This window comes from Candidatus Methanogranum gryphiswaldense (genome assembly GCA_019262145.1).
GTDB classification, from domain to species: Archaea; Thermoplasmatota; Thermoplasmata; order Methanomassiliicoccales; family Methanomethylophilaceae; genus Methanogranum; species Methanogranum gryphiswaldense.
Genome location: CP076745.1, coordinates 893,019 through 919,877 on the forward strand (window position 1 = coordinate 893,019; position 26,859 = coordinate 919,877).

Annotated in this window: 31 protein-coding genes; 20 read left to right on the top strand and 11 right to left on the bottom strand. The window is 42.3% G+C overall.

Going from position 1 to position 26,859, the window contains the following annotated elements; all coding sequences use genetic code 11:
• Positions 1-18: 18 nt before the first annotated feature.
• On the bottom strand, positions 19-480 hold the full coding sequence (locus KRP56_04540; GenBank protein ID UAL07121.1) for a DUF2085 domain-containing protein: 462 nt from the start codon (positions 478-480) through the stop codon (positions 19-21).
• Positions 481-637: 157 nt separating this feature from the next.
• On the opposite strand from KRP56_04540, the gene KRP56_04545 reads away from it, so the two are divergent.
• Positions 638-1,393: a TetR/AcrR family transcriptional regulator gene (locus tag KRP56_04545; protein ID UAL07122.1), complete on the top strand. Its 756-nt coding sequence runs from the start codon at positions 638-640 to the stop codon at positions 1,391-1,393.
• A gap of 19 nt (positions 1,394-1,412) precedes the next feature.
• Here the strand turns inward: KRP56_04545 and KRP56_04550 are convergent, their stop codons facing one another.
• The 3 genes from KRP56_04550 to KRP56_04560 all read right to left on the bottom strand — a co-directional run bounded on the left by KRP56_04550 (position 1,413) and on the right by KRP56_04560 (position 5,330).
• Positions 1,413-2,834, bottom strand: a complete 1,422-nt coding sequence (locus KRP56_04550) for a hypothetical protein (protein ID UAL07123.1) — start codon at positions 2,832-2,834, stop codon at positions 1,413-1,415.
• Position 2,835: 1 nt separating this feature from the next.
• Entirely contained in the window at positions 2,836-4,464 is a 1,629-nt protein-coding gene (locus KRP56_04555; protein UAL08458.1) for a type II/IV secretion system ATPase subunit, read from the bottom strand.
• A 335-nt stretch (positions 4,465-4,799) separates the two neighbouring features.
• Positions 4,800-5,330, bottom strand: a complete 531-nt coding sequence (locus tag KRP56_04560) for a hypothetical protein (protein UAL07124.1) — start codon at positions 5,328-5,330, stop codon at positions 4,800-4,802.
• A gap of 594 nt (positions 5,331-5,924) precedes the next feature.
• On the opposite strand from KRP56_04560, the gene KRP56_04565 reads away from it, so the two are divergent.
• The 5 genes from KRP56_04565 to gpmA all read left to right on the top strand — a co-directional run bounded on the left by KRP56_04565 (position 5,925) and on the right by gpmA (position 9,885).
• Complete coding sequence (locus KRP56_04565) at positions 5,925-6,230, top strand: hypothetical protein (protein ID UAL07125.1); 306 nt, start codon at positions 5,925-5,927, stop codon at positions 6,228-6,230.
• A gap of 35 nt (positions 6,231-6,265) precedes the next feature.
• Complete coding sequence (locus KRP56_04570; protein ID UAL07126.1) at positions 6,266-8,164, top strand: U32 family peptidase; 1,899 nt, start codon at positions 6,266-6,268, stop codon at positions 8,162-8,164.
• Between the two features lie 54 nt (positions 8,165-8,218).
• Positions 8,219-8,623: a hypothetical protein gene (locus KRP56_04575; GenBank protein ID UAL07127.1), complete on the top strand. Its 405-nt coding sequence runs from the start codon at positions 8,219-8,221 to the stop codon at positions 8,621-8,623.
• Positions 8,614-9,063, top strand: coding sequence for a hypothetical protein (locus KRP56_04580; GenBank protein UAL07128.1), 450 nt, complete (start codon positions 8,614-8,616; stop codon positions 9,061-9,063). Before KRP56_04575 ends, KRP56_04580 begins: the two co-directional genes overlap by 10 nt.
• A 75-nt stretch (positions 9,064-9,138) precedes the next feature.
• On the top strand, positions 9,139-9,885 hold the full coding sequence (gene gpmA / locus KRP56_04585) for a 2,3-diphosphoglycerate-dependent phosphoglycerate mutase (protein ID UAL07129.1): 747 nt from the start codon (positions 9,139-9,141) through the stop codon (positions 9,883-9,885).
• Positions 9,886-9,938: 53 nt separating this feature from the next.
• Here the strand turns inward: gpmA and KRP56_04590 are convergent, their stop codons facing one another.
• On the bottom strand, positions 9,939-10,514 hold the full coding sequence (locus KRP56_04590) for a flavodoxin family protein (protein UAL07130.1): 576 nt from the start codon (positions 10,512-10,514) through the stop codon (positions 9,939-9,941).
• A gap of 91 nt (positions 10,515-10,605) precedes the next feature.
• Here KRP56_04590 and KRP56_04595 point away from each other — a divergent pair, with 91 nt between their 5' ends.
• A complete protein-coding gene (locus KRP56_04595; protein UAL07131.1) occupies positions 10,606-11,382 on the top strand; it encodes an alpha/beta hydrolase in 777 nt (258 codons plus the stop codon).
• On the opposite strand, the gene KRP56_04600 is transcribed toward KRP56_04595, so the two are convergent.
• From KRP56_04600 to KRP56_04610, 3 genes are read right to left on the bottom strand one after another with little or no spacing between them, the layout of a single operon-like run.
• On the bottom strand, positions 11,363-11,896 hold the full coding sequence (locus KRP56_04600; GenBank protein UAL07132.1) for a YkgJ family cysteine cluster protein: 534 nt from the start codon (positions 11,894-11,896) through the stop codon (positions 11,363-11,365). The two genes, KRP56_04595 and KRP56_04600, sit on opposite strands and share 20 nt — an antisense overlap.
• Positions 11,897-11,900: 4 nt before the next feature.
• The gene (locus tag KRP56_04605; GenBank protein UAL07133.1) at positions 11,901-12,191 is read right to left on the bottom strand and encodes a hypothetical protein; all 291 of its coding nucleotides are present in this window, start codon (positions 12,189-12,191) and stop codon (positions 11,901-11,903) included.
• Between the two features lie 34 nt (positions 12,192-12,225).
• Complete coding sequence (locus tag KRP56_04610; protein UAL07134.1) at positions 12,226-12,873, bottom strand: class I SAM-dependent methyltransferase; 648 nt, start codon at positions 12,871-12,873, stop codon at positions 12,226-12,228.
• 108 nt (positions 12,874-12,981) lie between these two features.
• Here KRP56_04610 and KRP56_04615 point away from each other — a divergent pair, with 108 nt between their 5' ends.
• From KRP56_04615 to KRP56_04630, 4 genes are all read left to right on the top strand, one after another.
• Positions 12,982-14,253 (top strand): phenylacetate--CoA ligase, encoded by a 1,272-nt coding sequence (locus tag KRP56_04615; protein ID UAL08459.1) that lies wholly within the window; start codon positions 12,982-12,984, stop codon positions 14,251-14,253.
• A gap of 1 nt (position 14,254) precedes the next feature.
• Positions 14,255-14,683, top strand: a complete 429-nt coding sequence (locus tag KRP56_04620; GenBank protein ID UAL07135.1) for an amino acid-binding protein — start codon at positions 14,255-14,257, stop codon at positions 14,681-14,683.
• Positions 14,684-15,646, top strand: coding sequence for a translation elongation factor 1 alpha-related protein (locus KRP56_04625; GenBank protein UAL07136.1), 963 nt, complete (start codon positions 14,684-14,686; stop codon positions 15,644-15,646).
• 126 nt (positions 15,647-15,772) lie between these two features.
• Positions 15,773-17,044: a phenylacetate--CoA ligase gene (locus KRP56_04630; GenBank protein ID UAL08460.1), complete on the top strand. Its 1,272-nt coding sequence runs from the start codon at positions 15,773-15,775 to the stop codon at positions 17,042-17,044.
• 41 nt (positions 17,045-17,085) lie between these two features.
• Here KRP56_04630 and KRP56_04635 read toward each other — a convergent pair whose 3' ends face one another.
• Positions 17,086-17,631: a flavodoxin family protein gene (locus KRP56_04635; protein UAL07137.1), complete on the bottom strand. Its 546-nt coding sequence runs from the start codon at positions 17,629-17,631 to the stop codon at positions 17,086-17,088.
• Between the two features lie 84 nt (positions 17,632-17,715).
• Positions 17,716-18,132, bottom strand: a complete 417-nt coding sequence (locus KRP56_04640; GenBank protein UAL08461.1) for an S-adenosylmethionine decarboxylase — start codon at positions 18,130-18,132, stop codon at positions 17,716-17,718.
• Positions 18,133-18,345: 213 nt separating this feature from the next.
• On the opposite strand from KRP56_04640, the gene KRP56_04645 reads away from it, so the two are divergent.
• The 7 genes from KRP56_04645 to KRP56_04675 all read left to right on the top strand — a co-directional run bounded on the left by KRP56_04645 (position 18,346) and on the right by KRP56_04675 (position 23,939).
• The gene (locus KRP56_04645; GenBank protein UAL07138.1) at positions 18,346-19,479 is read left to right on the top strand and encodes a DUF362 domain-containing protein; all 1,134 of its coding nucleotides are present in this window, start codon (positions 18,346-18,348) and stop codon (positions 19,477-19,479) included.
• A gap of 29 nt (positions 19,480-19,508) precedes the next feature.
• Positions 19,509-19,775, top strand: coding sequence for a hypothetical protein (locus KRP56_04650; GenBank protein ID UAL08462.1), 267 nt, complete (start codon positions 19,509-19,511; stop codon positions 19,773-19,775).
• Positions 19,776-20,067: 292 nt separating this feature from the next.
• Entirely contained in the window at positions 20,068-21,891 is a 1,824-nt protein-coding gene (locus KRP56_04655) for a sel1 repeat family protein (GenBank protein UAL07139.1), read from the top strand.
• A gap of 183 nt (positions 21,892-22,074) precedes the next feature.
• Positions 22,075-22,617, top strand: coding sequence for an RNA 2',3'-cyclic phosphodiesterase (gene thpR, locus KRP56_04660; GenBank protein UAL07140.1), 543 nt, complete (start codon positions 22,075-22,077; stop codon positions 22,615-22,617).
• 53 nt (positions 22,618-22,670) lie between these two features.
• Positions 22,671-23,138 carry a carboxypeptidase-like regulatory domain-containing protein gene (locus tag KRP56_04665; protein UAL07141.1) on the top strand — a complete coding sequence of 156 codons (468 nt, stop codon included), beginning with the start codon at positions 22,671-22,673 and terminating at the stop codon, positions 23,136-23,138.
• On the top strand, positions 23,135-23,572 hold the full coding sequence (locus KRP56_04670; protein ID UAL07142.1) for a hypothetical protein: 438 nt from the start codon (positions 23,135-23,137) through the stop codon (positions 23,570-23,572). The genes KRP56_04665 and KRP56_04670 overlap by 4 nt, the downstream gene beginning before the upstream one ends.
• Entirely contained in the window at positions 23,565-23,939 is a 375-nt protein-coding gene (locus tag KRP56_04675; GenBank protein UAL07143.1) for a hypothetical protein, read from the top strand. The genes KRP56_04670 and KRP56_04675 overlap by 8 nt, the downstream gene beginning before the upstream one ends.
• Here KRP56_04675 and KRP56_04680 read toward each other — a convergent pair.
• A complete protein-coding gene (locus KRP56_04680) occupies positions 23,933-25,141 on the bottom strand; it encodes a cysteine desulfurase (protein ID UAL07144.1) in 1,209 nt (402 codons plus the stop codon). The two genes, KRP56_04675 and KRP56_04680, sit on opposite strands and share 7 nt — an antisense overlap.
• Positions 25,142-25,152: 11 nt before the next feature.
• Here KRP56_04680 and KRP56_04685 point away from each other — a divergent pair, with 11 nt between their 5' ends.
• Positions 25,153-26,100, top strand: coding sequence for a dihydroorotate dehydrogenase (locus KRP56_04685; protein UAL07145.1), 948 nt, complete (start codon positions 25,153-25,155; stop codon positions 26,098-26,100).
• Complete coding sequence (locus tag KRP56_04690; GenBank protein UAL07146.1) at positions 26,093-26,857, top strand: dihydroorotate dehydrogenase electron transfer subunit; 765 nt, start codon at positions 26,093-26,095, stop codon at positions 26,855-26,857. Before KRP56_04685 ends, KRP56_04690 begins: the two co-directional genes overlap by 8 nt.
• Positions 26,858-26,859: the final 2 nt, after the last annotated feature.

Genomic DNA, 26,859 nt, shown 5'->3' on the forward strand with positions numbered 1-26,859 from the left:
CCGTCCAAATAAACCTTTTCAAACCTTATTACTTTTAATTCCAAATTCGTGGTCTGAATACGCCCATATCAATGAACCTATGCCGAACCCCGCCATTGTCCCGGTGACAACCCGGAAAAATAACATATTTGATCCGGATTGATTTTCTATTATCCATTCCATGATCATAATGAGGATTAGTAATGATGCAAAAACGACTTCCACCTTACCCTTTGGATCGGCGTAAAGTTGCAGGATCTCCCATGAGACCAATCCTATTATGATCCCAATAAATATGGATATGTCCCTTGAACAAAACGGCATCTGTGAGCCATTTATCATGAAAGACCTAGATTCCTCCTGATGACAAAAAAGATCCCCGAGTCCGTATATGAACGCTGTAAATGGGTCTGTAGACGTCCAAAGATCAAGATGATCGAACTTTCCTGCCACACCGTCCAATCCACGATATGTTCCATAATCATGAAAGATCGGAACCATTACGCAAAGAACCACCAAAAAAATCATAAACAACAATGTTCCCCTGCAAAAGGAGTATGTGTTCACGGGGACGTACATACAATGATAGGATAAAAGATAATCGTGGAAAAATGTACAATTACAAACAACTATATAAACACAAATTGATGACATGTACATGGTGGACAAATCGGACAGAAAGCATACAAGCCCAAATATTACTGCCAAAAGGGAGAAAATAAAAAAGAAGATTGCCTCCCAGATAATTCCAGTATTCTTGGAAAAAGGATATGAGAATACCACCATAAAGGAAATAGAGAATGTTACCGGACTGAAGGCGGGTAGCATATACAATCTATTCGAGGATAAATATGATATCCTGAAAGAATGTTTCGTCTTGATCTATAGTTCTGCATTTGAACTCTCACGTCAGAATTTCAAAGAAGACACTGATGTCCTCGAGTCGATCGCTCTTCCGCTGGCCCTTGAACTATATGCAACATCGAGTGACACCACGATCGCACAACTTATTGACGACGGTTATCGCTCCAGATCGATAATGGAAGAGATAATCAGAATGAAAATTCAATGGATAAGGGATTTCACGGAATTCACCTCTACCCCGATAGATGACGCCATGTTAAGACATAATATGCTGGCTGTAGTAGGTGCAATATCCAATTTCACATCTGAATATCATTACAACCCACATACTGACTACAGCAAAGAATTACATACGGTGCTTACAATCTTCTGTACTTTGTTCCATATTCCTTGCAACAACATAGACGATATTGTCAAAAACACTGTCAAAAAACTTGGCACTAACAATTTCAATCTTAATATAATCCAAACCTGTCTAGATATTACGAATGAGAAGTCCAAACCATTGCAAGATGCTCAACGTAACAAATACGCATACATAAAAAAGTAAAAAAGGAGGGGTCTACCCCTCAAAATGTTATCATCGTACTGGCATAGAACACAATAAGCGATATTGGCAATATCGTACCTATACGACGTAGAATTTCCTTAAAACTTGGATTTCCATTTAGGTAAGATGTAAGGAATGACATTAGAACACAGAGTTCTATGAGATATGCCAATAATATGACCGTAGTATCATTGAAATTACTGCCTTCAACAATATTTGATAGAGGCTTGAGCATTGATATGCTCATCCCCAATACCAATGGGGCGAACAACATCGCAGTCCCTGTCATCATGTCTACCATACTTTTCAATTTGTTACTTATGCTCTTCCTTACCGTTTCCTGATCCTGAAGTTGTCTACCTATTGATATGGCGAGGCGCCCAGCATCCCTGAGGTCCTTCTGTGCAGATCTACAGATATCACAAAACAGATCGGAAACGAACGAAGACGTCCTTCCGACTGACATTCTTATTGCAGTATAATTGTCTCCTCTGCACATCATCATCTCTCTTTTGACAGATTCGACAAGAGGCGCACATTCCTTCCTTACATTAATGGCAGAAACCAACGCATTCTCAAAATCATTTCCAGAGATCAGATTATTTCCTAACTCAAAAACGGAATCCTTCAAATATGCCTCCTGTTTCGACCTGATCTTCTCCCTCTTCGCATCGGGATAAGTCAATAGGAACATCATCAAACCTGCCACTGAGAATGATACGACGATCGATATGTCCATCTGACCCGTATTGATCATCAGGATCAACATCATCGGAACCGCTATCATGAACGGAACAAGGTATTTGACTTCCAGATTCTCAGATGTTGGGGACATGAAAGGATTCCTGTCCCGAACTGAAAGAATGACAATTACTATGGCTGCAGGGATACCAAAGAGCGTTATCGCAGATATCATATCGGAACTTATAGACGAACTTCCAAACATCCCACCTATATTCAACATTGGAAGTATGGACATCAATACCATCGGGACCATTATGCCTAGACCGAATACCGCCATGCATGGCGTGTTCAAAGATGAACTGTATGCCTCTCCTGCCTCCCTAAGGCCCAAAAGAGAGATGTCTGAAGCATCCTTCAACATCCTTGCCCTCTCGTTCTTATCGCTAGATTCGGAAGCAGCCATGACCATGTGCATCGAACGTCTGAACGCTGATAGCGATTCAGGTAAGGAGGCCAACAACGAGATCACCCCCGTTTTAATATCTGGGATTACCCTCGTATCTGCATCGAATGCTATTGTCCTGAATAATTTCTGAGCATTGTGCGGACCGCCTCTAGCAACATCTCTGACCGCTGTGTCTAAAGAACCGCCTCCGTCAATGACGACCGACATCATTCCTATCACCGTTGGACCTTCATTCATTAGGGATTTGGGATTGCTGACCGATTTTTTTCCAAATTGTAAATTGAATGACATGTCATTCACCTACTCCAGATATTGATTGGAATTTTGCTTTGAACGATCTCAACATATCTTCAGCAGTTTTTGCCCTGTTCTTCGACAAATGTTCATTTGATAACGCTATCCATTCCGGCCCAAAGAATTCCTCGCCATTTTTGTTACCCATATCGGCTAAGAAGGCCCTTATCATTCCTCTTGCCCTTATCTCCTTTATCGCTTCAATCCTTGATAGTTGAGAGATCGACATCACACGATGCATTACAGGTGACTCGAACAACATATCATTACCTGCGATATCCATGAACTCACCTGGATGCTCTCCCGTGGCTACGATTTCATTCATTCTTCTGATCTGATTTCCTGTCCTTCTATCCCTCACGGTGCCAAGGGTGACCAATACTTCCGTGGCCATGAATGCTTCTGGAGGTATGTTCATATCGTGTACTACACGATCATAGACAGACCTCGCAGAATCACCATGTATCGTACCCATAATTGAACTCCCAGCACGACCTGTCCTCATACTTTGATACAGGGTCCTGGCTTCCTCTCCTCTGACCTCTCCCAGTATGATCGCGGACTCTCCCATCCTCAACGATACCCTGAGTGCCTCATCCGCCCTTGAAAGCTCATTACCGTTCATCCTGTCGTCGATCAACATGGATTGCACCTTGTATCCCATCTTCCTCATCATTTCACCAGGAAGTTCGACCGTATCTTCTATCGTAAGTATCCTCTGAGAAAGAGGGAACTCGAACATAAGTGCAGATAGCATTGAACTCTTACCAGCTCCCCTTGAACCGCAAATCAGAAATGTAGCGCGATTATCGACCAAAAACGAAAGAAGTCCTGCGATCTTCGGATCCAATGTACCGTTTGCTATCAACCTTGTGAGTGTCCAAGGGCGCGTGGAGTGTTTTCTGATAGATACTGCATCTCCGTTCGGACTCATCGGATACCCTACAACGGTCGCCCTAGCATCATATCCTTTCATATCGGTCTCCAATATTGGATTGGATTCGCAGAACGGCAATCCGCTCTCTCTTTTCAAAATATTTATGAGATTCATGACCTCTTTTTTATCAACAATGAGATTTGTCCGGCAACGTATGTGTGAATTCACACCTGCTATCCCATTCATCGTTACATGTATGCGATTCTTGTCACAAGGTGCATCAATATAGATATCCTCAAGTTTAGAATCGGAAAGAAGAGTGTCAAACACACCAAGGCCAACTGTATATCTATACACTATATCGCACATCTCTACGACAGCTGCCTCTATGTTGCAGGAATCACTACCATAAACTGCCTCGATAACATCAGAGGAATTCATCAATATCCCCCTGGCAGTACTGATCACAGAGGACTTATCCATCCTACCTCCATTTTTCCTAAATGTTTCCCTGACATCCCCGATCGTGTTATAGATGACAACATTGAGAGAATCTGGATGAAGATATTCATTTGGCATGAGATTGTATTCGATCTCCCCATCGGGTGCGATACCGATTAGAACTTTGCCGCTCGAAGTTTCATATTCTGCCATTTTTTCAAGTTCTGTTCTTCTTCCAACCAACCAGCAATCAGAGTATGTAGGTTTTATCCGGACGTTACTCTCTGCCATATTACAAAAATCGGTCATGAATGTCCCTGCTGACCCACTATTCAGATAATTCCTTACTTTAACAGTAGTGGTATCCGATCCATCCTCTACAATATCCGATATGTCAAATGACCCTGGGCCATTTTTTGTATAATCATCAGAAATATCTTCTGAAATCTGATTGTGTCTGAGGTCTGCGACCTTTTTTTGAGGACATTTGGCTTTATTTTTGTCTTTATGATACTCAAAATTTTCTACGTCGCTGTAATCACTTATTATTAATTTCCCTTTATTGCTCACATACTGATCGAAACGAGGATCGTATTTGTCGCCCCCTCGTATGAATCCCCTTAATCCAGGCAATATGCGAGGCATCAATTACCACCTTTTGTTATGATCAGGGTCTTCTTTTTAATATTCTTAAGTCCTAATTCTGCTTGATCCAGCGCACGATATGTTTTCTTTAGACAATTCGCACACTCTCTGTCCTTAGCCCTAAATTTCATCAAAAGTTCCCTTGCAGCTTCGAAATAAGGGTCGGGAAATCCTTGCCAGGCAACATTTATAACATTGGCACGGGAATATTCACAAACATTGCATGAATGAGCCTTCACTGACAGATCAACACTCTTCACAGACCTATCAAGCAATGCAAGTTCGCATAGGATATTCGCAGTTTGACCGGATATCTCCATATCCTTTCCTGTTCTGAGTCTGATCCTTTCGACGTTGCCATACGAAGATATGCATCCCACCATACACCTAATGCAATCTAATGATCTTATCTCCGGAACATGCAGACACTTTCTGCAGTTTATTATGAGGATGTCGTTATCCTCCATAATAACTGAAAGGTCGCTTTTTTTCTTACTGCCTAAATTACGGCATATTTCTGTTAGGTCCATAAAAATGACACAAATTACACTTGTTTATGATGGAAGTACTAACTGTAATATAACGAAAATAAAGAAAACTTCAACCAAAACCATATCTCGACTTAAAGGAATCAATTCATGTTCTTTGTTATTCTATATTAAATGACACGGTTAATCTTATAAACTCACATATCGTAATAATGTCGCTATGTGGGCAACTAGCGGATACATAACATTAATAGAAAATCTATGCGAAATAAAAAGACTATTCGATAACGGAGATCGTGACGATTGTCTTAAATTAGTAGACATGGGTATCAGTGAATATGAGAATTGCCCTGACCTTTGGATAGCGAAGGCGATTCTAGTTAGGTCCAATCCGCAATTGCACAACTATTGTGTCATGAAGGCCAAATCCCTACTTTCACAGAATATAAATCTGCTCATCTTTAGAATGGATGACCTAAAGAACATGAAGTGTGATATGCCAGATAGTTGGTTTTTAAATCATAATTCAAAATCTACAGATGGCTAACTATATTATGATATATTGTCCATATATCTACCAAAAATATATATTTAACAACGAATAACTATATTTATTGAATAAGATTATTCAAATGTATGCTTACGTCGGAAACATATCTTGACTTCGTGGATGAATTAAATGATGTGAAATCACTGATTTTGGAAGGATACTACGACGAGTGCACAAACAAAGTTAATACTCTTATGAAGTGCGACTGCAACTGTCCTGATCTATGGGCACTAAAAGCCATAATGATGCATTCTAACGACAAGGTCTACAATTACTGCGTCATGAAAGCGAGATTCCTTGTAAAACAACACATCAAACTTTTAGTGTTCACGGATGAAGAACTAAAAGATCTAAAAATAGAAAAACATGATTTGAAACTTTATCTAACATAAGAGAACCTTTAAATCATATACGCGATAGACCAGTCATGGAAATATTGTCACCTGCGGGCTCACCCGAAGGACTGGTCGCTTCTATAAAAGGGGGCTGCGATGCCGTTTACCTCGGAGGTAAAATATTCGGAGCCAGAGCATTCGCGGACAACTTCTCTGATAAAGAACTCCAGGGTGCAATAGAGTATTGTCATGACAACAAGGTCAAGGCATATGTCACCGTGAATACGATCATCAAGGATGTAGAGATGGAAAATGCCGTCGGATATGTCAAATTCTTAAGGGACATAGATGCCGATGCTATCTTGATACAAGACCTTGGACTTCTTAAAAACATATCCAGATACGATATAGCAAAACACGCATCCACACAAATGGGAATCCACAGTGCGGCAGGGCTACGCTGGTGTTCAAAACACGGCATGGATCGCGCAGTACTATCCAGAGAGCTGACCTTTGATGAATTATCCGAAGTTATCAAGGACTCTCCGATAGAAACGGAAGTATTCGTCCAAGGTGCCATGTGCTATTGCATCTCTGGCGGATGTTTATTTTCCAGTTTGGTCGGAGGAAGAAGTGGCAACAGGGGACAATGCGCCCAACCATGTAGAAAGAAATATTTTATGGATGGAAAAGAAGGATATCTTCTCAGCAATGCTGACATCTATGGCGTGGAATGGATCAAAAAACTAGAGGCCATAGGCGTTACATCAGCAAAGATCGAAGGAAGAATGAGAAGCGAAGCTTATGCTTACCTTGCTACAAAGGTCTATTCGATGACCAAGAACGGAAATTCCTGGGATGAGATCAAAGATACCGACGATCTTCTCAAAACAGTGTTCAACAGAGGTTTTGGACCTGGATATTTCGATGGCGTAAAATCACCAGTACAATACAGATTCGCAGATAACAGAGGATATTATCTTGGAACGGTCATCATCTCTGACAGAAGGTTCAATACCAATGACCTGAACTGTCCAGTTCACATAAAGGATGGAATATCCATATTCCGGGGAGACGAGAAGGTTGGAGGATTCAAACTAACCAATATCGGTAAGGTCGCATCCCCATTCAGAATAAACGACGGAGAGTACGATATCTATAGAACCTATGACCCCGAGATCGATATTATCAAGAATCTTGTCGGAGAACCGCCAAAATTCACCGGAGATAAAACAAGGTCAGATGTGAAGGTAGATAAGAAGGTAGTAGAGCGTCCTAAGAAGAAACCCGAATTCTCTTTCTATGTGAACTCACTAAAAACCCTAGATACTGTGTTACCTTATGCGGACCGCGTATATTTTGACATGAATGAAAATCTGGAAATTGCAAAGAAAATGTGCAACAAGACCAATGTCGAATGCGTGACCAATGTCCCCAGACTATATCCGATGGGAAAGGTTGACGACGATTCCATCATGATACATTCTCCAGGACAGGTAGAATACGATAATGAGACACGTGTTTATGGTAGCTATTTCATGAATATGTTCAACAGCAATTTCGAGGCGGGATTATTCCAAACCACACTTTCGGTGGAATTATCAAAGATCGAGATGGAGAACATTGCGAAACACTACTCTGGCAGATTGGAAACCATCGTATTTGGAAGAACCGAACTTATGTGCACAAGAGACCCTAACATGACGAACGGCATCCTCAAAGATGAAAAGGAATTCGAATTTCCAGTGTACAAAGATGATCACGGGCTGTCACACATATTGAATTCATCGGACCTTCTTCTATTACCGTATATGAAAGAACTGCAAAATATGGGGATCAATTCCGTTGGTATAGATCTTAGAAAAAGACCCTCACAACTTGCAAAGGTAGTTGCTGAAGCTTACGTGAACCAAGACGTATCGATGAAGGGTAAGATCACAGAAATGTGTGTCGGTATCAATTATGGAACATACTTGAAAGCTATCAACTAAGTACACTAATTGTAAAGTCTGCTTTATATTTCATAAGAAACGAACTTCTTTTTTATGAAATTTGATAAAAGAGCAGATATTGGGTTTCCAGAGGCCATAATGGCAGTGATGATGGTGACAATTGTCCTTACATTATACTTAGGGGCATTTGTAATAAATTCTCAAACAGACAACAAAAATTATACTGAATTCGATCGAGATATCGTCTCAGATATAACAATTGTAGAAAATGTTGTGACTGGCGACATAAATGAAAAACTGTACAAATTCATGGAAAAAAATGAATTACTTGGTATAACTGTAAGATGTTGGACCCCGGGAGACATAGTTGAATGCGACATTTCATTCACAGTAGGCACAATGGACGAAAATGTCGAAGGTACAAGATTCATAAAAACGATACCGACAGATGATGGGCGCATGATACCCGTAGTGTTCGAGGTGGCACAATGCTTCTGAAAAACAATAGAAAAGGTCTGACAGGAATTATCGATGCCATGATATTCATCACCATAATGTCTGTGGTCTTCTCCGCACTTTATGCATATAATATCAACAATACGGATACTTTTGATCCTGATGCATCCGATATCTCTAATGAGATCTTGTCCTCCAAATTCTGTCTTGACGATATAATCGATACGGATGATTCCAGACTGGTAAGTTTTACAGATCTCTTAGCAGCCGCTACAATGACAGGGGACGAAAGAACAATCGATTATCTGCGCCTTGTCCTGAATTCTGCCACTGGACGTCCTGATTCATACAGAATGACCACAATATATGGTAACAATACTTTCACCATCGGCATAGATGAAGGAATACCTCGCTCTTCGTGTACAGAAACGACCGCCATCACATACGGTGGGTCCATGACAACAATATTGGAATTGTTCTGAATTTGTAAAGCATCAAAGTAATAATATGTGAGGTAATACACCAAAGCATAGGACAAAATCCAAAGAGTGATTGGAATGAAGTTGGTGCTTATCAGACACGGAGAAAGCGTTTGGAACAAAGAGAATCTGTTCACTGGTTGGACAGATGTGGACCTCTCCGAAAAAGGAAGGATCGAGGCAGCAGACGCAGGAAGGACACTCAGAGACAACGGTTATGATTTCGACATCTGTTACACCTCCTACCTTAAAAGAGCGATACATACACTCAATCTAACACTCGAACAGATGGACCGCGAATGGCTTCCCGTTTACAAGACCTGGAAATTGAACGAGAGACACTACGGTGCACTTCAAGGATTGAATAAATCCGAGACTGCAGAAAAATACGGTGAAGATCAGGTAAAACTCTGGAGACGTTCGTATGACATACAGCCTCCTTGCCTTGAACAAGACGACGCCCGCAATCCTGCAAATGCACCTATGTTCCGTGATGTGGAGAAAAAGGACCTTCCATTGACTGAAAGCCTAAAGGACACTGTGTCTCGTGTCATACCATTCTACGAAGAAGAGATCGTGCCCCTCGTGTTGCAAGGTGAACGGGTCCTGATAACTGCACATGGGAACTCACTCCGTGCGTTGGTCAAATATTTTGATGATATATCTGACAAAGACATCGTCAATGTCAATATTCCTACGGGGATACCTCTTGTATACGAATTCGATAAAAACCTCAATGTTATCGAAAAGTATTACTTGGGTGATCAGGAAGCCGTCAATTCAAAAATCAACGGTGTCGCAAACCAAGCTAAAAAGAACAAGTGACAAAGAATTAAAAAAAAGGAGGCAGGGTAAACCTGCATCCTTTTGGTTTTATCTCATTGATTTAACTTCTTCAAGGCCCATGCCATATTCTCACCCAGCACGGTCATCGTCCGAATACCTTCCTCATCTTTCTCATAATCCCCTTTAGCAACTGAAAGACTCATGTTCCAATATGAAGAACTAACTAAGACCATTTCATTGATTGTAAAAAAATGATTAATAGAATCTAATACGTGTATTGAACCTGCACGTCTGACCGCGCATACAGATGTGCCGACCTTTCTTCTCAAAGGATTACCGTTGGCCTTTGCTACGTATCCAGACCTATCTATCAACGCCTTGGCTTCAGTAGTAAGGTCCGCGAAATATGTTGGAGAACCAATGATTATCCCGTCTGCCTTGACCATCTTCGCATAACATTCATTTAAGATATCATCTTTAAGAACGCATTTGCCGTCCTTGTTCCTTATACATCCACCACACGCTCTGCATCCATGAAGGTCATTGCCACCTACCTGAACGATCTCAGTTTCAATGCCTTCATTCTGAAGAACATCAAGAACTGTTCTTATCATATGACATGTGTTGCCCTCTTTCCTAGGACTGCAATTAAAAGCCACCACTTTCATATTTTCACCATGATTCCTAAGACATCGTATCATTTTAAAATAGCGCAAACAGAGGATTAGATTTTTGTATCTGTTGGAAAATGCTTATCTCATGTCGATGGCAGATATCAACGGAATTAGATACAATTATGAGATCGAAGGAAAAGGAGAGCCGATCGTTCTAATATCCGGATATGGAGGTGATGCTCACTTCTGGAAAAGGGCCATTGAGCTGTTGTCAGAAAAATTCACGGTGATAACCGTAGACAATAGAGGTTCGGGAAGAACAGAATGCGATCTTGACTTTTCAATTGATGATATGGCCGATGATATCGCATCTCTCCTTGATCACCTCGCAATTAATAGCGCCAATATCTTGGGATGGTCGATGGGGTCCCACGTCGCACAGAATCTTGGAATAAGGCATCCAGAAAAGGTAAGGGCCTTGATCTTGGTCTCCACCTACGGATACCGTCCATCTCGCTCAGCATATATCTTGAACGCTGCTCTTTCCGCAATGGAAAAAGGAGCACCGGATGAACTCTTCGGGCATATCCTTAATGGGTTGATCTACACCGAGGACTTCTTCAACAAAAAAGAAAAAGAACAATCGGACATAAAAGTATCTGGCATAAATGATGCATATAAACTTCGTGCACAATTTAAAGCAATTGACCTTTCAGACACTACTGACCGTGTCTCGGCAATAACCGCACCAACACTGTGCCTACATGGCACCAAGGATATAATGGTTGAAATTTGTGAAGGCGAAAAAATAGCTAATAAGATACAAACCTGTAAATTCATCAAATTAGACGGAGAAGGACACCTCATTTCGCCAAAACTTTACATACCATACGTGATAAAATTCATTGAAGATCACGGTTGATGACCCTTTTCTCTTTGGCATCCTGCACTTTTTCGGTGATCGTGGATTTAATGGCCTTCGTACAAGGCCAGGTATCATCCATATATCCTATCAGATCCAATATCTCCACATCATCGTGTGTTATCGCAAGATAGACCCGACTCATGAACAAAGACACCGCATAAGGGAAATCATCGCATATCTCTGGCCGATCCTCCCAAATTGTACATCTGTTATCTTTACCTAGAAAAGCACAGGGGGACGTCTTTTTTAACAATAATCTTCCATCCGATGTCTGTATGAGATAATTTTTCATAAAATCATATAGCGGGATGTTTGCAGCATTCGAGATCCTATCGACCTCTTGCGGCTGCACGATTATGTTTGGCTGATGACAACAACGTCCGCAAAGCTCGCAGGGGAAATCGGCCTTGTAACTCATGCATATCTCATATGCGATATCAAGGTCCTTTTCCATATCTGAAGAGATTGCTCCCAATCCCTCCAAGATGTATTTCCCCCTGTACTTAGCCATCGATTCACAATCCGTTGGCGAATCCGTAAATGAATGCTACCATCGAAAGACAAAGTCCGATGCCACTGAGAATTAAGAAGACCTTCCAATTGGCATTTGTCCTTGAACGGTTCGCATAGTTAACGGCATATCCTCCGATGATTAGCCCCACTGCACCAGCAATTGCACCGACAATGTACTGGGACATCGCAAAATCCATGACAAAGGCTATGATACCGATGATGAGACTTAATGCACATAATCCCAAAGGATTGCGGGCCGATCTTCCGAAAACGTCATCCTCTAAACTATCCATGTTATTACTCCTGCGAAGGCAATATCATTCGATATTAAGATTCTTTGCAGAAATCTTGGGAATCGTCCGCTTTTTCAAAAATGCATTCTACTCTGACCCTCGTTCCACCGAACCTCATTCTCTCATTGATAGTATCGGCTTTTATGACGTTCATGCCGTTGAATATGTTCTCTATCTCTTTCAATGTGAAATATCTGTACACGATGCCATTCCCACGAATATTCGAATTCGATCCTTCGGCCCTCATATCCCCGACCGCAAATGATCTAACCAATATCTTGCCCCCACTGACGAGAACCCTGCAAGCCTCAGATACAGTACTGGATAGCTGTTCATCATCCAGATGCTCTAACACATGTACCAATGTCACTATATCGAAAGTATCGTCATCGAATGGAAGATAAGAACAATCTGAAACAACAAAATCCGCATTTTCTAAAAACATTTTTTTACAATATTCAACAGCATTCTCTGAAAAATCCAATCCCGTGACAAACGCACCTTCCTGCAATAAGGCTGCCACCGTCTTACCGTTACCACATCCGATATCCAAGGCCTTGTCTCCCTTCTCTACTACAAGCCCTGATAATTTACCGATGCCTCTCCAAGGACGATCGTTTTCGCAGTAAAAACGGTCCCATGACTGCCTCTGCTCCTCTCGTTTAAAAATTGGATCGGACATATGCAACAGCAAGTAAAGAACTCCATAAATAATATGACCTCGTTGAACCACCTATCTCATTCAGATATAGGAGACATCAAAATGTTTTGGAATCCAAGAATGGAATGCATGCCGAGAGAAGAACTCGAAAAGATGCAATACACAGAACTGAAGAAGCTTGTAAACAACTTATACAGCTTTAATCAGTTCTACCACGACAGGATGAAGAAAGAAGGTGTTCATCCAGACGACATAAAGTGTTTGGCTGACATAAGAAAACTTCCTTATATGTACAAACAGGACCTAAGAGACAACTATCCCACTAAGATGTTCACCGTCCCCAACAACGAGATCGTAAGATACCATGTCTCGTCGGGTACCAGCGGAAAACCCACACTCGTCGGATACACAAGAAATGATCTTGACTATTGGAGCGAAGCTTTAGCGAGATCGTTCACATCAATAGGTATAGGCCCCGAAGATACAATGCAGGTCTCATACGGATACGGACTTTTTACCGGAGGGCTTGGTGCACACTACGGAGCAGAAAAAGTAGGTGCGACCGTCCTACCCACTGGAACGGGAAATACCGAAAGACAGATAGAACTGATGCAGGACCTTGGTGTTACGGTAATTGCCTGTACGCCTTCATATCTCGTACACATAATTGATGCAGCAAAGAAAATGGGAATCGATTTCAAGAGGGACACCAACCTGAGAAAGGCCGTACTTGGAGCAGAACCATGGTCAGAAAGCATGAGAAAACACATAGAGGATTCTTCAGGCATAAGAGCCTATGATATCTACGGCACCTCTGAAATGGCAGGACCAATGTTCACAGAATGTGAGGAAAGGAACGGCATCCATATCCCCGCCGACATCATGTACGTAGAGATCATCGACCCAGATACGGGCGAGCCGTGCAATGACGGTGACAAAGGAGAAATGGTCGTGACCATGCTCAAAAAAGAGGCCATGCCTCTCATAAGATACCGGATCAAAGACGTATGCAGCATATCTCACGAACCTTGCGAATGCGGAAGAACCTCACCGAGGATCTCAAGGATATCTGGAAGATCCGATGATATGCTGATAATACGTGGAATAAACGTATTTCCATCTCAGATCGAATACACTTTGCTTCAGATACCACAGGTTGGAGCTCAGTACATGATATACATTACAAGAGTGGATGCACTGGATAATATGATCCTACAGGTAGAAATAAAACCAGAAGCTTTCAGTGACAAGATCGAGGATATGATAAAACTAAGGTCTCATATCGAATCCGAACTTAAAAAATACCTAAACATCGCTGTTGCAGTAGAGCTTAAGGCTCCCGGAGAACTTCCAAGGTTCGAAGGAAAGGCCAAAAGGGTAATTGATAAGAGGGTGTTTTAAAATGGCAGACGACAAAATAATCACACAGCTTTCGATATTCGTCAATAACGAACCCGGCCGTCTTGCCGCGGTAGCCAGTATCCTAAAGGAATGCGGCGTCAACATGAAGGCCTGCAACCTTGCAGAATCGACAGAATTCGGGATCCTCAGGGCCATAGTCGATAACCCGGACGAAGCTTACGAAAAAATAAGGTCCAAAGGGATAATAGTAAAAAAGACCGACATCATCGGAATAGCGATCGGCAATGTTCCAGGATCCCTTTTTGAAGCAGCTGATGTTCTCGGAAAGGCAAATATAAACATAGAATATGGCTATGCGTATGCCTCCAAGGACCGCGAAGGTCTCTTCATAAGGGTTGATGACCCCAAGAAGGCCATCTCAGTGCTTACGGCCGCAGGAATTAAAATCATAAAAGGATCGGAGATTTAAATGGGAAACCTCAATGTTGCCGTTATCGGTGCAAAGGACTTCGCTGGACAAGTTGGAAAGAAAGGGACCGTCACAGATATGACGTTCTTCGAACTCAAAAAAGGAAATGATTCTGTTACACTCATAGAGCCTTCAAAATATCCAGACAAATTGTCATCGCTCTTTTATTCTGTGGGAATGTCAGAATTCGTCATTTTGGTAGTTGACAAGATAGATGCGCAGTTGGGTGAATCCATCGTCATGGTCGATCTTTTCGGCATTAAGAACGGATGGATAATATTAAGGAATTATATCCAACCCGAACAACTCAAACCAATAATTGCTGGAACAAGCCTTGAAAGTTACACGGTCATAGAGGAAAATAACGTAAAGATACGCGAAGACCTCATAGCGATGGCATGTGCCGAAGGAAGAAAGGCAGGTGATGGAACACGCGGATCGTGTCCGATTGACAGTCATTTCAACGTTAAAGGGGTGGGTACCGTGGTCCTTGGTTCTGTCATCGATGGATATTTCAAAAAACATGACAAAATGACCATTTTCCCTATCAAAAAAGAAGTTGTCCTCAAATCGATTCAAAAACACGATGTCGATGCGGAGGATGGTATCAAAGGAGACCATGTGGGTCTAGCACTTAGAGGCGTAGAATCCGAAGAACTCGACAGAGGATTTGTTGTCACGACGGACCCGTCCATAAAGATGACCCGCAGTCTTACAGGAAAGGTCAAACTTGTAAAATACTGGGCGTCCCCACTTAAAGAAGGCATGGTCATCCATTTAGGACACTGGATGCAAATGGTCCCTTGCAGGGTCTCTAATGTGGACAACGGTTTCGATTTCAGATCTGCAACGGTCACATTTGATATCGAGACAGATATAATCCACAAACCGGGTGACACTGGCATAATCCTATATCTAGAGGGCGGAAAACTTAGGGTTGCAGGATCCGTTACACTTCCATAAAACAACTTATAAAAACCCCTTTTTAGCAATTTATATATGTGATGGGGCAGTTAGCACGGATGCGTGCCAATCCTTAGCACGATTACCGGTGATACGATGGCGTTCAGGAACAAAGAGATCGAGACAATGCCCCGTGAGGAACTCCAAAAGCTTCAGCTTTCTCTACTTAAAAAACAGGTCCGCACGATGTACGATTCCTCTGAATTCTTTCACAATAAGATGAAAGAGGCCGGACTTACACCTGACGATATCAAAGATTTCGATGATTTCAGAAAAGTTCCCTTCATGAAAAAGACCGATCTGAGAGACAATTACCCAGACAAACTTTTTGTAAAACCCTACGAAGAGATCGTCAGGGTACATGTGTCATCAGGAACCACCGGACGTCCAACTATCGTAGGATACACACAGAAAGATCTGGATGATTGGTCCGAATGTCTCGCAAGAGGCATGATAGCATTCGGAATGACAAAAAAAGACATGCTGCAGAACTTTCACGGATATGGTCTTTTCACTGGAGGGCTAGGCGTTCATTACGGAGCGGAGCGCATAGGTGCCACCGTTTTGCCCATTGGTACAGGCAACACCGACAGACAGATACAGATGATGCATGACCTTCCTGTGACAGTTGTAGCAGGAACTCCTTCGTATATGTTCCACATAGCAGATATTTGTGAAAGCAGGAATATCAACATACATCAAGACACGAAGGTCAGATTGGCCATTGCAGGCGGCGAACCTTGGTCAGAGAGTATGAGAAAAAAGCTTCAGGACCGTACAGGCATGAAGGTCCATAATTGTTATGGGGCAAGCGAATTCTATGGGCCCTGTTTCCTTGAATGCGATCAACAGTGTGGGTCTCATGTATGGGCAGATTACTGCTACATAGAGATCCTTGACAAGAACGGCGAAATCTGCGCCGATGGAGAAGAAGGAGACCTGGTTGTCACAATGTTACAAAAAGAGGCCTTCCCGCTCATCAGGTACAAGATAGGAGATGTAACCTCCTTGACATGGGAAAAATGTGCATGTGGAAGGACACATCCCAGAATAGGAAGGATATCTGGAAGATCCGATGACATGCTAGTAGTAAGAGGCATCAATGTGTTTCCGTCTCAAATCGAGGCAGTTGTGGGTGAATTCAAGTTCCTCAGTCCATTCTATCATATAACACTGACAAATGCCAATTACATGGATGACATAGTCATAGAAATTGAGATGGAAGAAAAATGCCTTACAGATGATATGACAGAACTGACATCAATGACCAAACAGGTCGAATCGAGGCTAAAAGATATCCTTAATTTGAAGACGAACGTCAAACTCGTACTACCAGGAGCACTCGAGCGGTTCGAGGGTAAAGCGAAGCATGTCACAGATAAAAGAAATTATGATTGAACCTTTGTAACATGCCATCAATAGAATGATGGCTAAAAGGTTCAGGTCATTTTGCCGATGAACATACTGATCTTATCATCATATTTTCCATCAAGGATCTCATCTCTTTTTGCAAATGGGATCCTTACCATACCACAATAATCCAAATTGAAATATTCACAAAAATCGACAAATCCTGTGATAGCACTATCGGCACATTCAGATCCGTCGCCGAGCGTCACCGCGATTGCCATTTTCTTACCCTTTATATCATTGCGAGTCTCAGGCTTTAATGCGTGAAGACGATTTAAAAATGCAAGGGTGCACGGCGTCAATTGATACATGTATATCGGACTTGCTACGATCACAAGATCTGCATCCAAGAATTTCGCATACAACTCCGACATGTCATCCTTTATGACACAATGACCTTTGACAACATTTGAACTGCAACATCCGCAATTAGAACATCCCTTGATCTGTTTATCAAACAGAGTAACGATCTTTGGACCTTCAGCACAAGTCTCGAATCCCTTAACTATTTTGTCAACGAGAGCAGACGTATTTCCATCTTTTCTCGGAGAACCGTTAAAAACTATGACCTTCATGAACAAAAAAAAACATTATTCATATAAAAGCATATAGAATGATTTAATTGCCCGGCCGAAGCCGGGCTATGAATTTAACTTTTATCAGATGTCTCTGAAGCAAACTGAATACTGCATCTTTTTCGCGCCGAAATATTTCTTCACGAACTCTGCGGTCTTCTCCGGGGGGAACTGCTTACAGGAGAATACATCGATGAACGCTCTATCTGTATCCTCTGCAAAGTGCCCTGAGATCTGAGATGTCTCTATCAACTGGACAAGGGAATATCCCTGGACCTTTGGTGAATCTCCGAAGAAAACTACCATCGGCTCTCCGTATCTCTTCATGTCTATGTATTTGGCCAGATCTATGGCAAACTGGGTGATGTGCTCTTTGGAAGAGATCTTGTGGTGGTCACACTCGCCGAGGTCAATACTGACCGCGAGGCCCCAAAGTTTCTCTTCATTGTATTTCTTCATTGCTGCCTCATCCGATATGAGGGCGCCTGCAAAGGGACTCATTGTGTACATTGATTCCACCTCACAAGAAAATTTCTTGTTGAACTTGTGATTTGATAGCAGTATTTCAAGTATTCTCTTCGATATATATCGATTTGTCTCATACTGGATAAATAAATACCGTAAGTGTCCCATATGGGATTTACAAAAGTAAAATCGAGTAGATTCCTGATGAATTGGTCTCCGGCCCCATATCGATTTAATACTATCAAGAATATGCATAAGCTGGCGGTTGGTATGGGTTCCAAAGTATACTTTACTGATATGCATACAGAATTCAATGATGGCCTTCTCGAAAAATTAGAAAGACTAACAGTAAAAGCTGGTCTTGAAGAGATCGATATGGAAAGAAAATTCGTAGCGATCAAACTGCATTTCGGAGAATATGGTAATCTTTCATACCTAAGACCCAATTATGTGAAGGTCATTGGCGACATAGTGAGAAAAAAAGGCGGGACACCTTTCATGACCGATTGCAGTACACTCTATGTCGGAATGAGGAAAAACGGTGTGGACCATCTCAGAAATGCTGAACTTAACGGATTTAATTCTGTGACTACCGGTTGCCAGACGCTTATTGGCGACGGACTTAAAGGAACAGATGATATTGAGGTCCTGATCAAAGACGGAATATATTTCAAAAAAGCCAAGATAGGCCGTACTGTCGCTGACGCAGACGTTATAATTTCACTCAACCATTTCAAATGTCACGAACTTACCGGTGTTGGCGGTGCACTGAAGAATCTTGGTATGGGTTGTGCATCCAAGAGAGGGAAGATGGAACTCCACTCATCTGGAAAGCCTACTGTTGATAAAGTCAATTGCAGAGGATGCAAAAAATGTTTCACTGTATGCGCACAAAACGCTATAGAATTGGTAAACAAATTGGCAAGGATCTCCCATGACAAATGTGTCGGATGTGGGAGATGTATAGCAATATGTCCGTTTGATGCCATTGCTGTTGTTAATGACGATAATTCCGACCTTGTAAACTGCAAAATCGTAGAATATGCAAAAGCAGTAATAGATGGAAAACCGAACTTTCACATATCGATGGTGACGGATGTTTCCCCCTACTGTGACTGTCACTCTGAAAATGATGTACCTGTGATCCCTAACTTAGGAATATTTGCATCTGCAGACCCTGTTGCTTTAGATAAAGCATGCATTGAAATGGCACAAAAACAACCAATAATGCCAGGTAGTAAACTCGATCTTGCATGCAACGGTAAGAAGACGAGCGACATATTCGTTTCAACCAATCCTAACACGCGCTGGCAATCAAACTTTGAGCATGCCGAAAAGATTGGAATGGGAAATGGGGATTACGAGATCATAATGGTGAAATGATGTTTGAATCTGGGATCTTGGAGGTGTGTATGCTGCTTTGTTTTGCAGCAGCCTGGCCTGTATCCATAAACAAATCTTTTCACACCCGTACTGCAACCGGTAAAAGCCTAGGATTCATGCTGATATTGGAAGTTGGATACGTATTCGGCATAGCAAACAAATTCGCCATAGATCAAGTCAATTATGTTGTATTTTTCTACGTTCTGAACATAACGCTTGTATCAATAGATGTAGCCTTATGGTTCAGGAACCACAAATTTGATAAATTGAGAGAAGCAGGACAATCGGTTGATTAAATAAACAAAGATTGCTAAATTAAATGCAATCTGGTGTCAGTAAAATACAATTAATTATGAGAACTATCGATAAATAATCGATAGAGGATTTGATGTCGCACGGATATTGTTGTAAAATTCAAATGAACTCTCATGCATACCACAACGGTGCAACCCATTTCTTGTAAACATCGTAATTCGGTCATAATCAGGACCATCTGCGCGACTGATTTTCAAAAAAAGAAATGATATGGTCAAAATAGCCCAACCAGCGACGAAGATATTATAATAAGCGGAGGAATAGGGGGAGAACATGTCGGTTCCGCAGAATGTCATCGATAAAGCCAATACCGGTGACATCAACTCATGCTTCGAGTTGGGTCAGATGTACGCCTTAGGTAAGGACACAAATGTCGATGAAATGGAAGCCTTCAAATGGTACATGAAGGCCGCGACCCTTGGACACACCCTATCTGAATATGTTATAGGCCTATGTTATGAAAAGGGCATTGCGGTCAAAAAAGATACACATGAAGCCATAATATGGTATTCTAAAGCTGCCTTGAAAGCAAATGAGGATGCGTCCTCTGCACTTGAAAGACTACTTGAAGATTCCTCTGTTCCTACGGATAAAAGACTATTCAATTATTATAAGAAAAAGGCCGAAGACGGCTGCCCCAGTTCAAAATACATGCTAGGCCTTTTCTATAACAGTGGCATCGGTACGGATTTCGATGCTGGAAAAGCATTCAAGATGTTCTCTGAATCCTCAGATATGGGGAATATGGATGCTCTCTGTATGAAAGGACTTTGTATATTGAGGGGGACAGGTACCGACCGTGACAGAACAAAGGGAGCTAGCATACTTGTCGAAGCAGCTGACAAAGGTTCTATCAATGCAAAATGCGAACTCGGCAGATGCTATGAACATGGGATCGGTGTTGAAAGAGATCCCAAGGCCGCATTCGATATTTATGCCAGGATGGCTGACATCGGCATCTCTATCGGACAGTATAATCTTGGCAGATGTTACATGGACGGCATATCTGTTCTAATTGACCCGATATATTCACACAGCTGGTATTCAGTAGCATTCAACAATGGATGCGTTCATGGTGAACTTGGCATGGCCAGATGTTACATGGGCGGTATCGGTGTTGAAAGAGACAAGAAAAAAGGATTAGAGCTTCTCCAATCTGCATCTGAAAAAGGATGCACAGATGCCATGGTCATGCTTGCTCAACTTTATTCCAAAGGAAAAGCGGTGAAAATGGATGCAAAACTTTCTGCAGAGTTATTCAAAAAAGCGGCAGACCTAGGGGACCCCTATGCAGAATTCATAACCGGAGAAAATTACCTTAATGGGAATGGTATGAGAACCAACCCCACCAAAGCAGCATACTACTATGAAAGAGCGGCAGAACACGGACATTCTGTATCCTGCCATATGATAGGTAACATGTATCTATCAGGCAACGGCGTGGAAAAGAATGAGGCAAAAGGATTTGCATGGTGCAGCAGATCGATGGAAGACGGATACAATAAATCGCAATTTGTGATCGCTGAATGCTATGCCAGAGGTAAAGGCGTTAAAAAAGATTTGAAGAAGGCCTTCGAGATACATTCCATCCTAGGAGACAAAGGCTATGCAAAATCACAACTTTTTGTGGCAAATTGTTTTATGGAAGGCATAGCGATTGATAAAAATGAGAAAAAAGCGTTCGAATGGTACATGAAAGGCGCCGAAAATGAGAACGTCATCTGTCAATATTTTGTAGGATACTGCTACGCTAACGGCATCGGTACGAAAGCCGATGAACAAAAAGCGATCATATGGTACACAAGAGCTGCTGAAAGAGGGCACACTGTATCCAAAGAGATCATAGAGAATTATACTGGAAAGAAAGTAATAATAAAGGGAGACGGCACACCGTTCGAATCCTACCTGTTCTCGGCAGAGAATGGAGACCCTGAATCCATGTTCATAATAGCAAGATATTATGAAGAAGGCATAAACACCGAAAAGAACTTGCAGGAAGCAAAAAAATGGTACAACAAAGCTGCTTCGCTCGGACACTTCGGCTCTAAAAAAGCACTACTGCGCATAAGAACTACAAAAGCAGGAAGTAATCCTTGAAACAAGGAAAAAGGTTTACTTCATCATGAAGTAGGTAACCGCAATAGCTGCTACCACAATAATGAAGGCGATTGCAGGGAATGCGGATACAAACTTATCCTCACCTGTTTTCGTCTTGATCTTATCTGCCATAAGGAAGCAAATAGCTGAATAGAATATAAACTTAGAGTATATTGGGAGAACATGAACGTGAGGACATTCATCTCCTTACCTGTACCTGCGAACGAAAATATCGTCCAGCTTTTGAATGAACTGAAATGTTCAAAGAACATTAAGGTCGCATCAGAAAATAATATACACATGACACTTTGTTTCATAGGCGATATCGATGAAGAGAAGATCGAAATCGTAAAAGAATGTGTCAATCGGTCTGTTATTGGAATAAACAGTTCCTCTATTGAACTTAAAGGATTGGGTGCATTTCCAAACATCACGGATCCAAAGATCATATGGGTTGGTCTGAGGTCGGATATTCCATTGAAAAAGATATCGGATTCAATAGGAAGAGAATTGGATGCCGTTAATATAGAACATGATCACAAACCTTTCAAACCACATATCACCCTAGGAAGGATATCTGGGCATTCAGATATTTCGATAACACTAAAAAAATATGCAGATATGCCATTTGGTGCCATATATTGTGACCGTGTCTTGATAATGAAAAGCGAACTCCTTCCATCCGGCGCAAGATACACAATATTGGATTCGATAAAATTACAGTAATTACACTAACTGTACTTTTTCTGTTTTATACTTCATCAAAAAGAACACTGTTCATGAGAAAAATAAAAAATCTCACCAAATTGAACAATGACAAAAGAGGAAGTATTGAAGGATTACCGCTCCAATTGATGATCGTGATACTCATTGCAACAATGGGCACTGCGATACTGATGGGATGGATGAGCAATATCGACACTCCGAATTCCATTGGTTCTGTGGACATAGTCTCAAATGATATCAATCTGAATGGAAGTAATTACACAGAAAGCGGTCATGTCGAAATATACGTAACAGACCAGGACGGAAATCCTCTAAATGGAGCAACCGTCGTCCTTTCTGGCCTTGGAGTTTGCGACAAAGAAGGCAGTACTGCGTACGGTACCACGGATGCGCAGGGACATATCGCATTCGATGATCTCAAAATAACCATGAGAGGTTCGAACATCGGTTTCATTACTGTCAATGTGTCAATGTCGGATTACGGTGAAGATAATTCTGCTAGAGTAGCGGTGATCGCATGAAAACGGACAGGAAGGCCATGATCGGTTTCCCGATGAGACTGGCCATTGCCTTCCTAATTCTCTCGGTCTCTGTACCCATACTTTCTGAACTGGTAGATGACATTGAGAACGACAACTCAGTAATGGCCGCATCCAATGAAGCAGAAAAGATATCTGATGCAATAACTAGAACATATTACGCAGGTGTCGGAGGAAGCTGCACGGTAGATGTTGATATCGGGTCTGACTGTTATCTAAGCATAGGGGGAAAGGATTCTTTCGCCTACACGATCGGTATCTTCCTGGGAGATGTTGAAAAAGAACGTATCTATTTACAAAGACCAACGGTGCAGATATTCGGAGACAGAGTGGACATCAGCGGACATACGACACTGTCTGTCGAATGTGTAAGGATCAACGGAGAATATGGGGTGGAGGTGAACATAGTTGATTGAATTCACTCTTTCTCGTGTTTCCATGATCGTATGTGGACTTATCCTTCTTGCCGCGATAATCGTTCCCGTAACCAACACATACGATTCGATGAAAGAAGATGATCTCATGGAAGTATCAGATAATGTGGCCGTGATGCTCGACTCATTCTGGAACTCTGAAGCGGATGTAATGTATCTCCGTGGCTGGGATATCCTACCAGATCCAGAATGTGGACTTCTATTGAACGGTCATGATGTCATCTTAACAAAAAACGGAAAAGAATATCGTTCGTTGATGGAACACTCCACTGAAAGATTTACCATGTCATTCAATGACGTATTGAATATCGAACGCTGCGAAAATGGATTAAAGATCACTTATCAATGATTACCGAACTGCTCTGCGATCTTTTTGACCGCAACGACGAATCTGGAGATGTCCTCTTCATTGTTGTAAAGGTAGGTGGATGCACGTGCACTCCCTTTTATTCCACGAGACTCGAAGAAGGGATGTGCGCAGTGCATACCGGATCTTATCATTATGCCGTCAATATTATCCAGCATCATGGCAACATCATGAGATATCAACCCATCGATATTGAATGAGAATGTCCCACATCTCCTCTTTGGATCCGTCGGACCGACAATTTGTATGCCGTTGACGTCCTTGAGTCCATCGAATATCGCCCGCATCAGCATCTTCTCGTGAGAAACGATATTATCAAAACCTACTTTATGTAAATATTCCAATGCGGCATTGGTACCAAATATTCCTGCATAATCCTGGAGTCCTGCCTCGAATCTATCCGGCATAGGTGCCAGATCCACATGATCGTATGTGGTGCGTCCTACCGCGCCCCCGCCGAAGAAAAGAGGACGTACTTTTTCAAGACTCTCTCTTTTACCGTACAGTACTCCCATACCAGAAGGCCCCAGCATCTTATGGATGGACATTGAGTAAAAATCCACATCCAGTCTTTTGAGATCTACTTTAAAATGCGGAGCGGCCTGTGAACCGTCAATAAGGACCATTGCTCCGTAATCATGAGCTATATCGACGATCTCTTTGACAGGAACGACACAGCCAGTAACATTACTGCAATGCTGGATCGATACAAGTTTGACATCATGACACATCTGTTCAGTGTAAGAGTTAATATCGAATTCACCGTCATCATCGGATGTCGATATCCGTCTCCTTATGCCGATCGTGTCCGCCAGCATGATCCATGGAACACTGTTCGAATTGTGTTCCGTATCCAGTGTTACTACTGCGTCACCACTTTTCAATCCCAGACCATAGGCCACAGTATTGATGCCTTCCGTACAGTTCCTGGTGAAAACATAACAATCCGGGTCCTCTGTACCGAAGAAAGATGCCAATCTTTCCCTGGTCTCATCGATCCTTACCGACACAGCGGTTGCCATACTATGGACGCTGCGTCCGCCACATGTCGGATATTCGGTATAATATTCCATGACCGCGTCTATCACGCTGTCAGGCCTAAGGGACTGACAAGCACTGTCCAGATAAACCCCCTTGCCTTTCCTCATCGTAGGAAAATCATTACGGACATCGGGCATGCTCATTATATTTGCTCATGCCTTGGAAGTATTTTAATCAAGTATGTTATACTAGGGTCGTTATGACACTTGAGACCTCCATAGGAAAAGTGAAATTGAGAAGACCTGGAATGGTCGCATCAGGCATCATGGATGAAACGGGACCATCGATGGTACGCATGATAGCATCGGGAGCAGGGGCCGTGGTGACCAAATCCATAGGTTTAGAACCAAAGGCCGGACATCCCAATCCCTGTTTCACGGAGATCAAGAGTGGATTCGTCAATGCGATGGGTCTGCCCAATCCAGGCATTGAACTTTTCAAGGAAGAGATGGAAATCGCCATCAAAGCAGGACCTATAATAGGCTCCATATACGGAGCAAATGCTGAAGAATTCGCAAAATTAGCTGGAAAAATGGAAGATTACGGCGCTGTGGCTGTAGAATTGAATCTGTCCTGCCCCCATGCAAAAGGATATGGGATGGAGCTTGGAACAGATCCGGTCATTGTTAAGACAATTGTCAGTGCCGTCAAAAATGCCGTAAGCATACCTGTGTGGTCCAAACTCACACCGAACACGCAATCCATCGCTAATATCGGTGTCGCCGTTCAGGATGCAGGCGGAGATGCCGTTGTGGCGATCAATACCCTGAAAGCGATGGTCATATCTCCCGAAATGAGAAGGCCTGTCCTCAGCAACAAGTTCGGAGGATTGTCTGGACCTGCAGTAAGGGCTGTAGGAGTTAGGGCTGTATACGATCTATACGCAGTGTTGGATATACCTATCATAGGGGTCGGAGGGATCTATGATGCCCATGATGCATTACAATACATAATGGCGGGTGCTAGCGGATTCCAGATCGGAAGCGCGATCGCGAAGAACGGTCCAAATGTTTTTGAAACAATTAACAAAAACCTGGAAAGATTCATGATAGATTATGATTACAGATCGATTAACGATATGGTAGGTGTTGCCAATGAGTAATTATGCCAAGATTATTGGAATTAATATCGAGTCATACGATACAAAAACACTGGAATTCCAATGGGACGAGAAAGCCCAACCTGGGCAATTCGCAATGGTCTGGGTACCTGGAATGGAAGAAATCCCAATGTCCCTTTCAAAGACTGGCAGGATAAAAAGCATAACCGTAAAAGGAATCGGAGATTCCACAAGAAGATTGCACGAACTTTCCATCGGAGATACTTTACGGCTAAGAGGACCTTACGGTAATGGTTACGACCTGAGAAAGGGGAAAAAATATCTGATCGTCGGAGGAGGTGTAGGAGTTGCCTCCATAATACCTGCAGTCAAAGAAACAGGTGCAGACACGATAATCGGAGCACGTACTGACAAAGATATCATAATGGACGATATCGCTCACAAATACACAACCAATACGTGGGTCTCCACAGATGACGGAAGCAGAGGGTTCCATGGCAATGCCGTTCAACTTATGAAAGAGAAATGCAAGGAGAATCACTACGACTGCGTGATAGCATGCGGTCCGGAGATCATGCTGTATTTCCTGTACAAGGCATGCGAGGAATTAGGGATCGATTGCCAACTCTCTCTAGAAAGACATATGAAGTGCGGTTCCGGAGTCTGCGGATGCTGCGTCATCGATGACCAACGTGTTTGCAAGGACGGCCCGGTATTCACAATGGAACAAATCTCGAAAATGAAAGATTTTGGGATCTGCAAGAGGGACGAATGCGGTCGCATAGTCAAATTCAGATGAGA

What these genes read in the sequence shown, in the direction of transcription:
- KRP56_04540 (UAL07121.1), bottom strand. Translation starts at nt 480, where the DNA reads ATGGTTCCGATCTTTCATGATTATGGAACATATCGTGGATTGGACGGT.
- KRP56_04545 (UAL07122.1), top strand. Translation starts at nt 638, where the DNA reads ATGGTGGACAAATCGGACAGAAAGCATACAAGCCCAAATATTACTGCC.
- KRP56_04550 (UAL07123.1), bottom strand. Translation starts at nt 2,834, where the DNA reads ATGTCATTCAATTTACAATTTGGAAAAAAATCGGTCAGCAATCCCAAA.
- KRP56_04555 (UAL08458.1), bottom strand. Translation starts at nt 4,464, where the DNA reads ATGACCGATTTTTGTAATATGGCAGAGAGTAACGTCCGGATAAAACCT.
- KRP56_04560 (UAL07124.1), bottom strand. Translation starts at nt 5,330, where the DNA reads ATGGACCTAACAGAAATATGCCGTAATTTAGGCAGTAAGAAAAAAAGC.
- KRP56_04565 (UAL07125.1), top strand. Translation starts at nt 5,925, where the DNA reads ATGCTTACGTCGGAAACATATCTTGACTTCGTGGATGAATTAAATGAT.
- KRP56_04570 (UAL07126.1), top strand. Translation starts at nt 6,266, where the DNA reads ATGGAAATATTGTCACCTGCGGGCTCACCCGAAGGACTGGTCGCTTCT.
- KRP56_04575 (UAL07127.1), top strand. Translation starts at nt 8,219, where the DNA reads ATGAAATTTGATAAAAGAGCAGATATTGGGTTTCCAGAGGCCATAATG.
- KRP56_04580 (UAL07128.1), top strand. Translation starts at nt 8,614, where the DNA reads ATGCTTCTGAAAAACAATAGAAAAGGTCTGACAGGAATTATCGATGCC.
- gpmA (UAL07129.1), top strand. Translation starts at nt 9,139, where the DNA reads ATGAAGTTGGTGCTTATCAGACACGGAGAAAGCGTTTGGAACAAAGAG.
- KRP56_04590 (UAL07130.1), bottom strand. Translation starts at nt 10,514, where the DNA reads ATGAAAGTGGTGGCTTTTAATTGCAGTCCTAGGAAAGAGGGCAACACA.
- KRP56_04595 (UAL07131.1), top strand. Translation starts at nt 10,606, where the DNA reads ATGTCGATGGCAGATATCAACGGAATTAGATACAATTATGAGATCGAA.
- KRP56_04600 (UAL07132.1), bottom strand. Translation starts at nt 11,896, where the DNA reads ATGGCTAAGTACAGGGGGAAATACATCTTGGAGGGATTGGGAGCAATC.
- KRP56_04605 (UAL07133.1), bottom strand. Translation starts at nt 12,191, where the DNA reads ATGGATAGTTTAGAGGATGACGTTTTCGGAAGATCGGCCCGCAATCCT.
- KRP56_04610 (UAL07134.1), bottom strand. Translation starts at nt 12,873, where the DNA reads ATGTCCGATCCAATTTTTAAACGAGAGGAGCAGAGGCAGTCATGGGAC.
- KRP56_04615 (UAL08459.1), top strand. Translation starts at nt 12,982, where the DNA reads ATGCCGAGAGAAGAACTCGAAAAGATGCAATACACAGAACTGAAGAAG.
- KRP56_04620 (UAL07135.1), top strand. Translation starts at nt 14,255, where the DNA reads ATGGCAGACGACAAAATAATCACACAGCTTTCGATATTCGTCAATAAC.
- KRP56_04625 (UAL07136.1), top strand. Translation starts at nt 14,684, where the DNA reads ATGGGAAACCTCAATGTTGCCGTTATCGGTGCAAAGGACTTCGCTGGA.
- KRP56_04630 (UAL08460.1), top strand. Translation starts at nt 15,773, where the DNA reads ATGCCCCGTGAGGAACTCCAAAAGCTTCAGCTTTCTCTACTTAAAAAA.
- KRP56_04635 (UAL07137.1), bottom strand. Translation starts at nt 17,631, where the DNA reads ATGAAGGTCATAGTTTTTAACGGTTCTCCGAGAAAAGATGGAAATACG.
- KRP56_04640 (UAL08461.1), bottom strand. Translation starts at nt 18,132, where the DNA reads ATGAGTCCCTTTGCAGGCGCCCTCATATCGGATGAGGCAGCAATGAAG.
- KRP56_04645 (UAL07138.1), top strand. Translation starts at nt 18,346, where the DNA reads ATGCATAAGCTGGCGGTTGGTATGGGTTCCAAAGTATACTTTACTGAT.
- KRP56_04650 (UAL08462.1), top strand. Translation starts at nt 19,509, where the DNA reads ATGCTGCTTTGTTTTGCAGCAGCCTGGCCTGTATCCATAAACAAATCT.
- KRP56_04655 (UAL07139.1), top strand. Translation starts at nt 20,068, where the DNA reads ATGTCGGTTCCGCAGAATGTCATCGATAAAGCCAATACCGGTGACATC.
- thpR (UAL07140.1), top strand. Translation starts at nt 22,075, where the DNA reads ATGAACGTGAGGACATTCATCTCCTTACCTGTACCTGCGAACGAAAAT.
- KRP56_04665 (UAL07141.1), top strand. Translation starts at nt 22,671, where the DNA reads ATGAGAAAAATAAAAAATCTCACCAAATTGAACAATGACAAAAGAGGA.
- KRP56_04670 (UAL07142.1), top strand. Translation starts at nt 23,135, where the DNA reads ATGAAAACGGACAGGAAGGCCATGATCGGTTTCCCGATGAGACTGGCC.
- KRP56_04680 (UAL07144.1), bottom strand. Translation starts at nt 25,141, where the DNA reads ATGAGCATGCCCGATGTCCGTAATGATTTTCCTACGATGAGGAAAGGC.
- KRP56_04685 (UAL07145.1), top strand. Translation starts at nt 25,153, where the DNA reads ATGCCTTGGAAGTATTTTAATCAAGTATGTTATACTAGGGTCGTTATG.
- KRP56_04690 (UAL07146.1), top strand. Translation starts at nt 26,093, where the DNA reads ATGAGTAATTATGCCAAGATTATTGGAATTAATATCGAGTCATACGAT.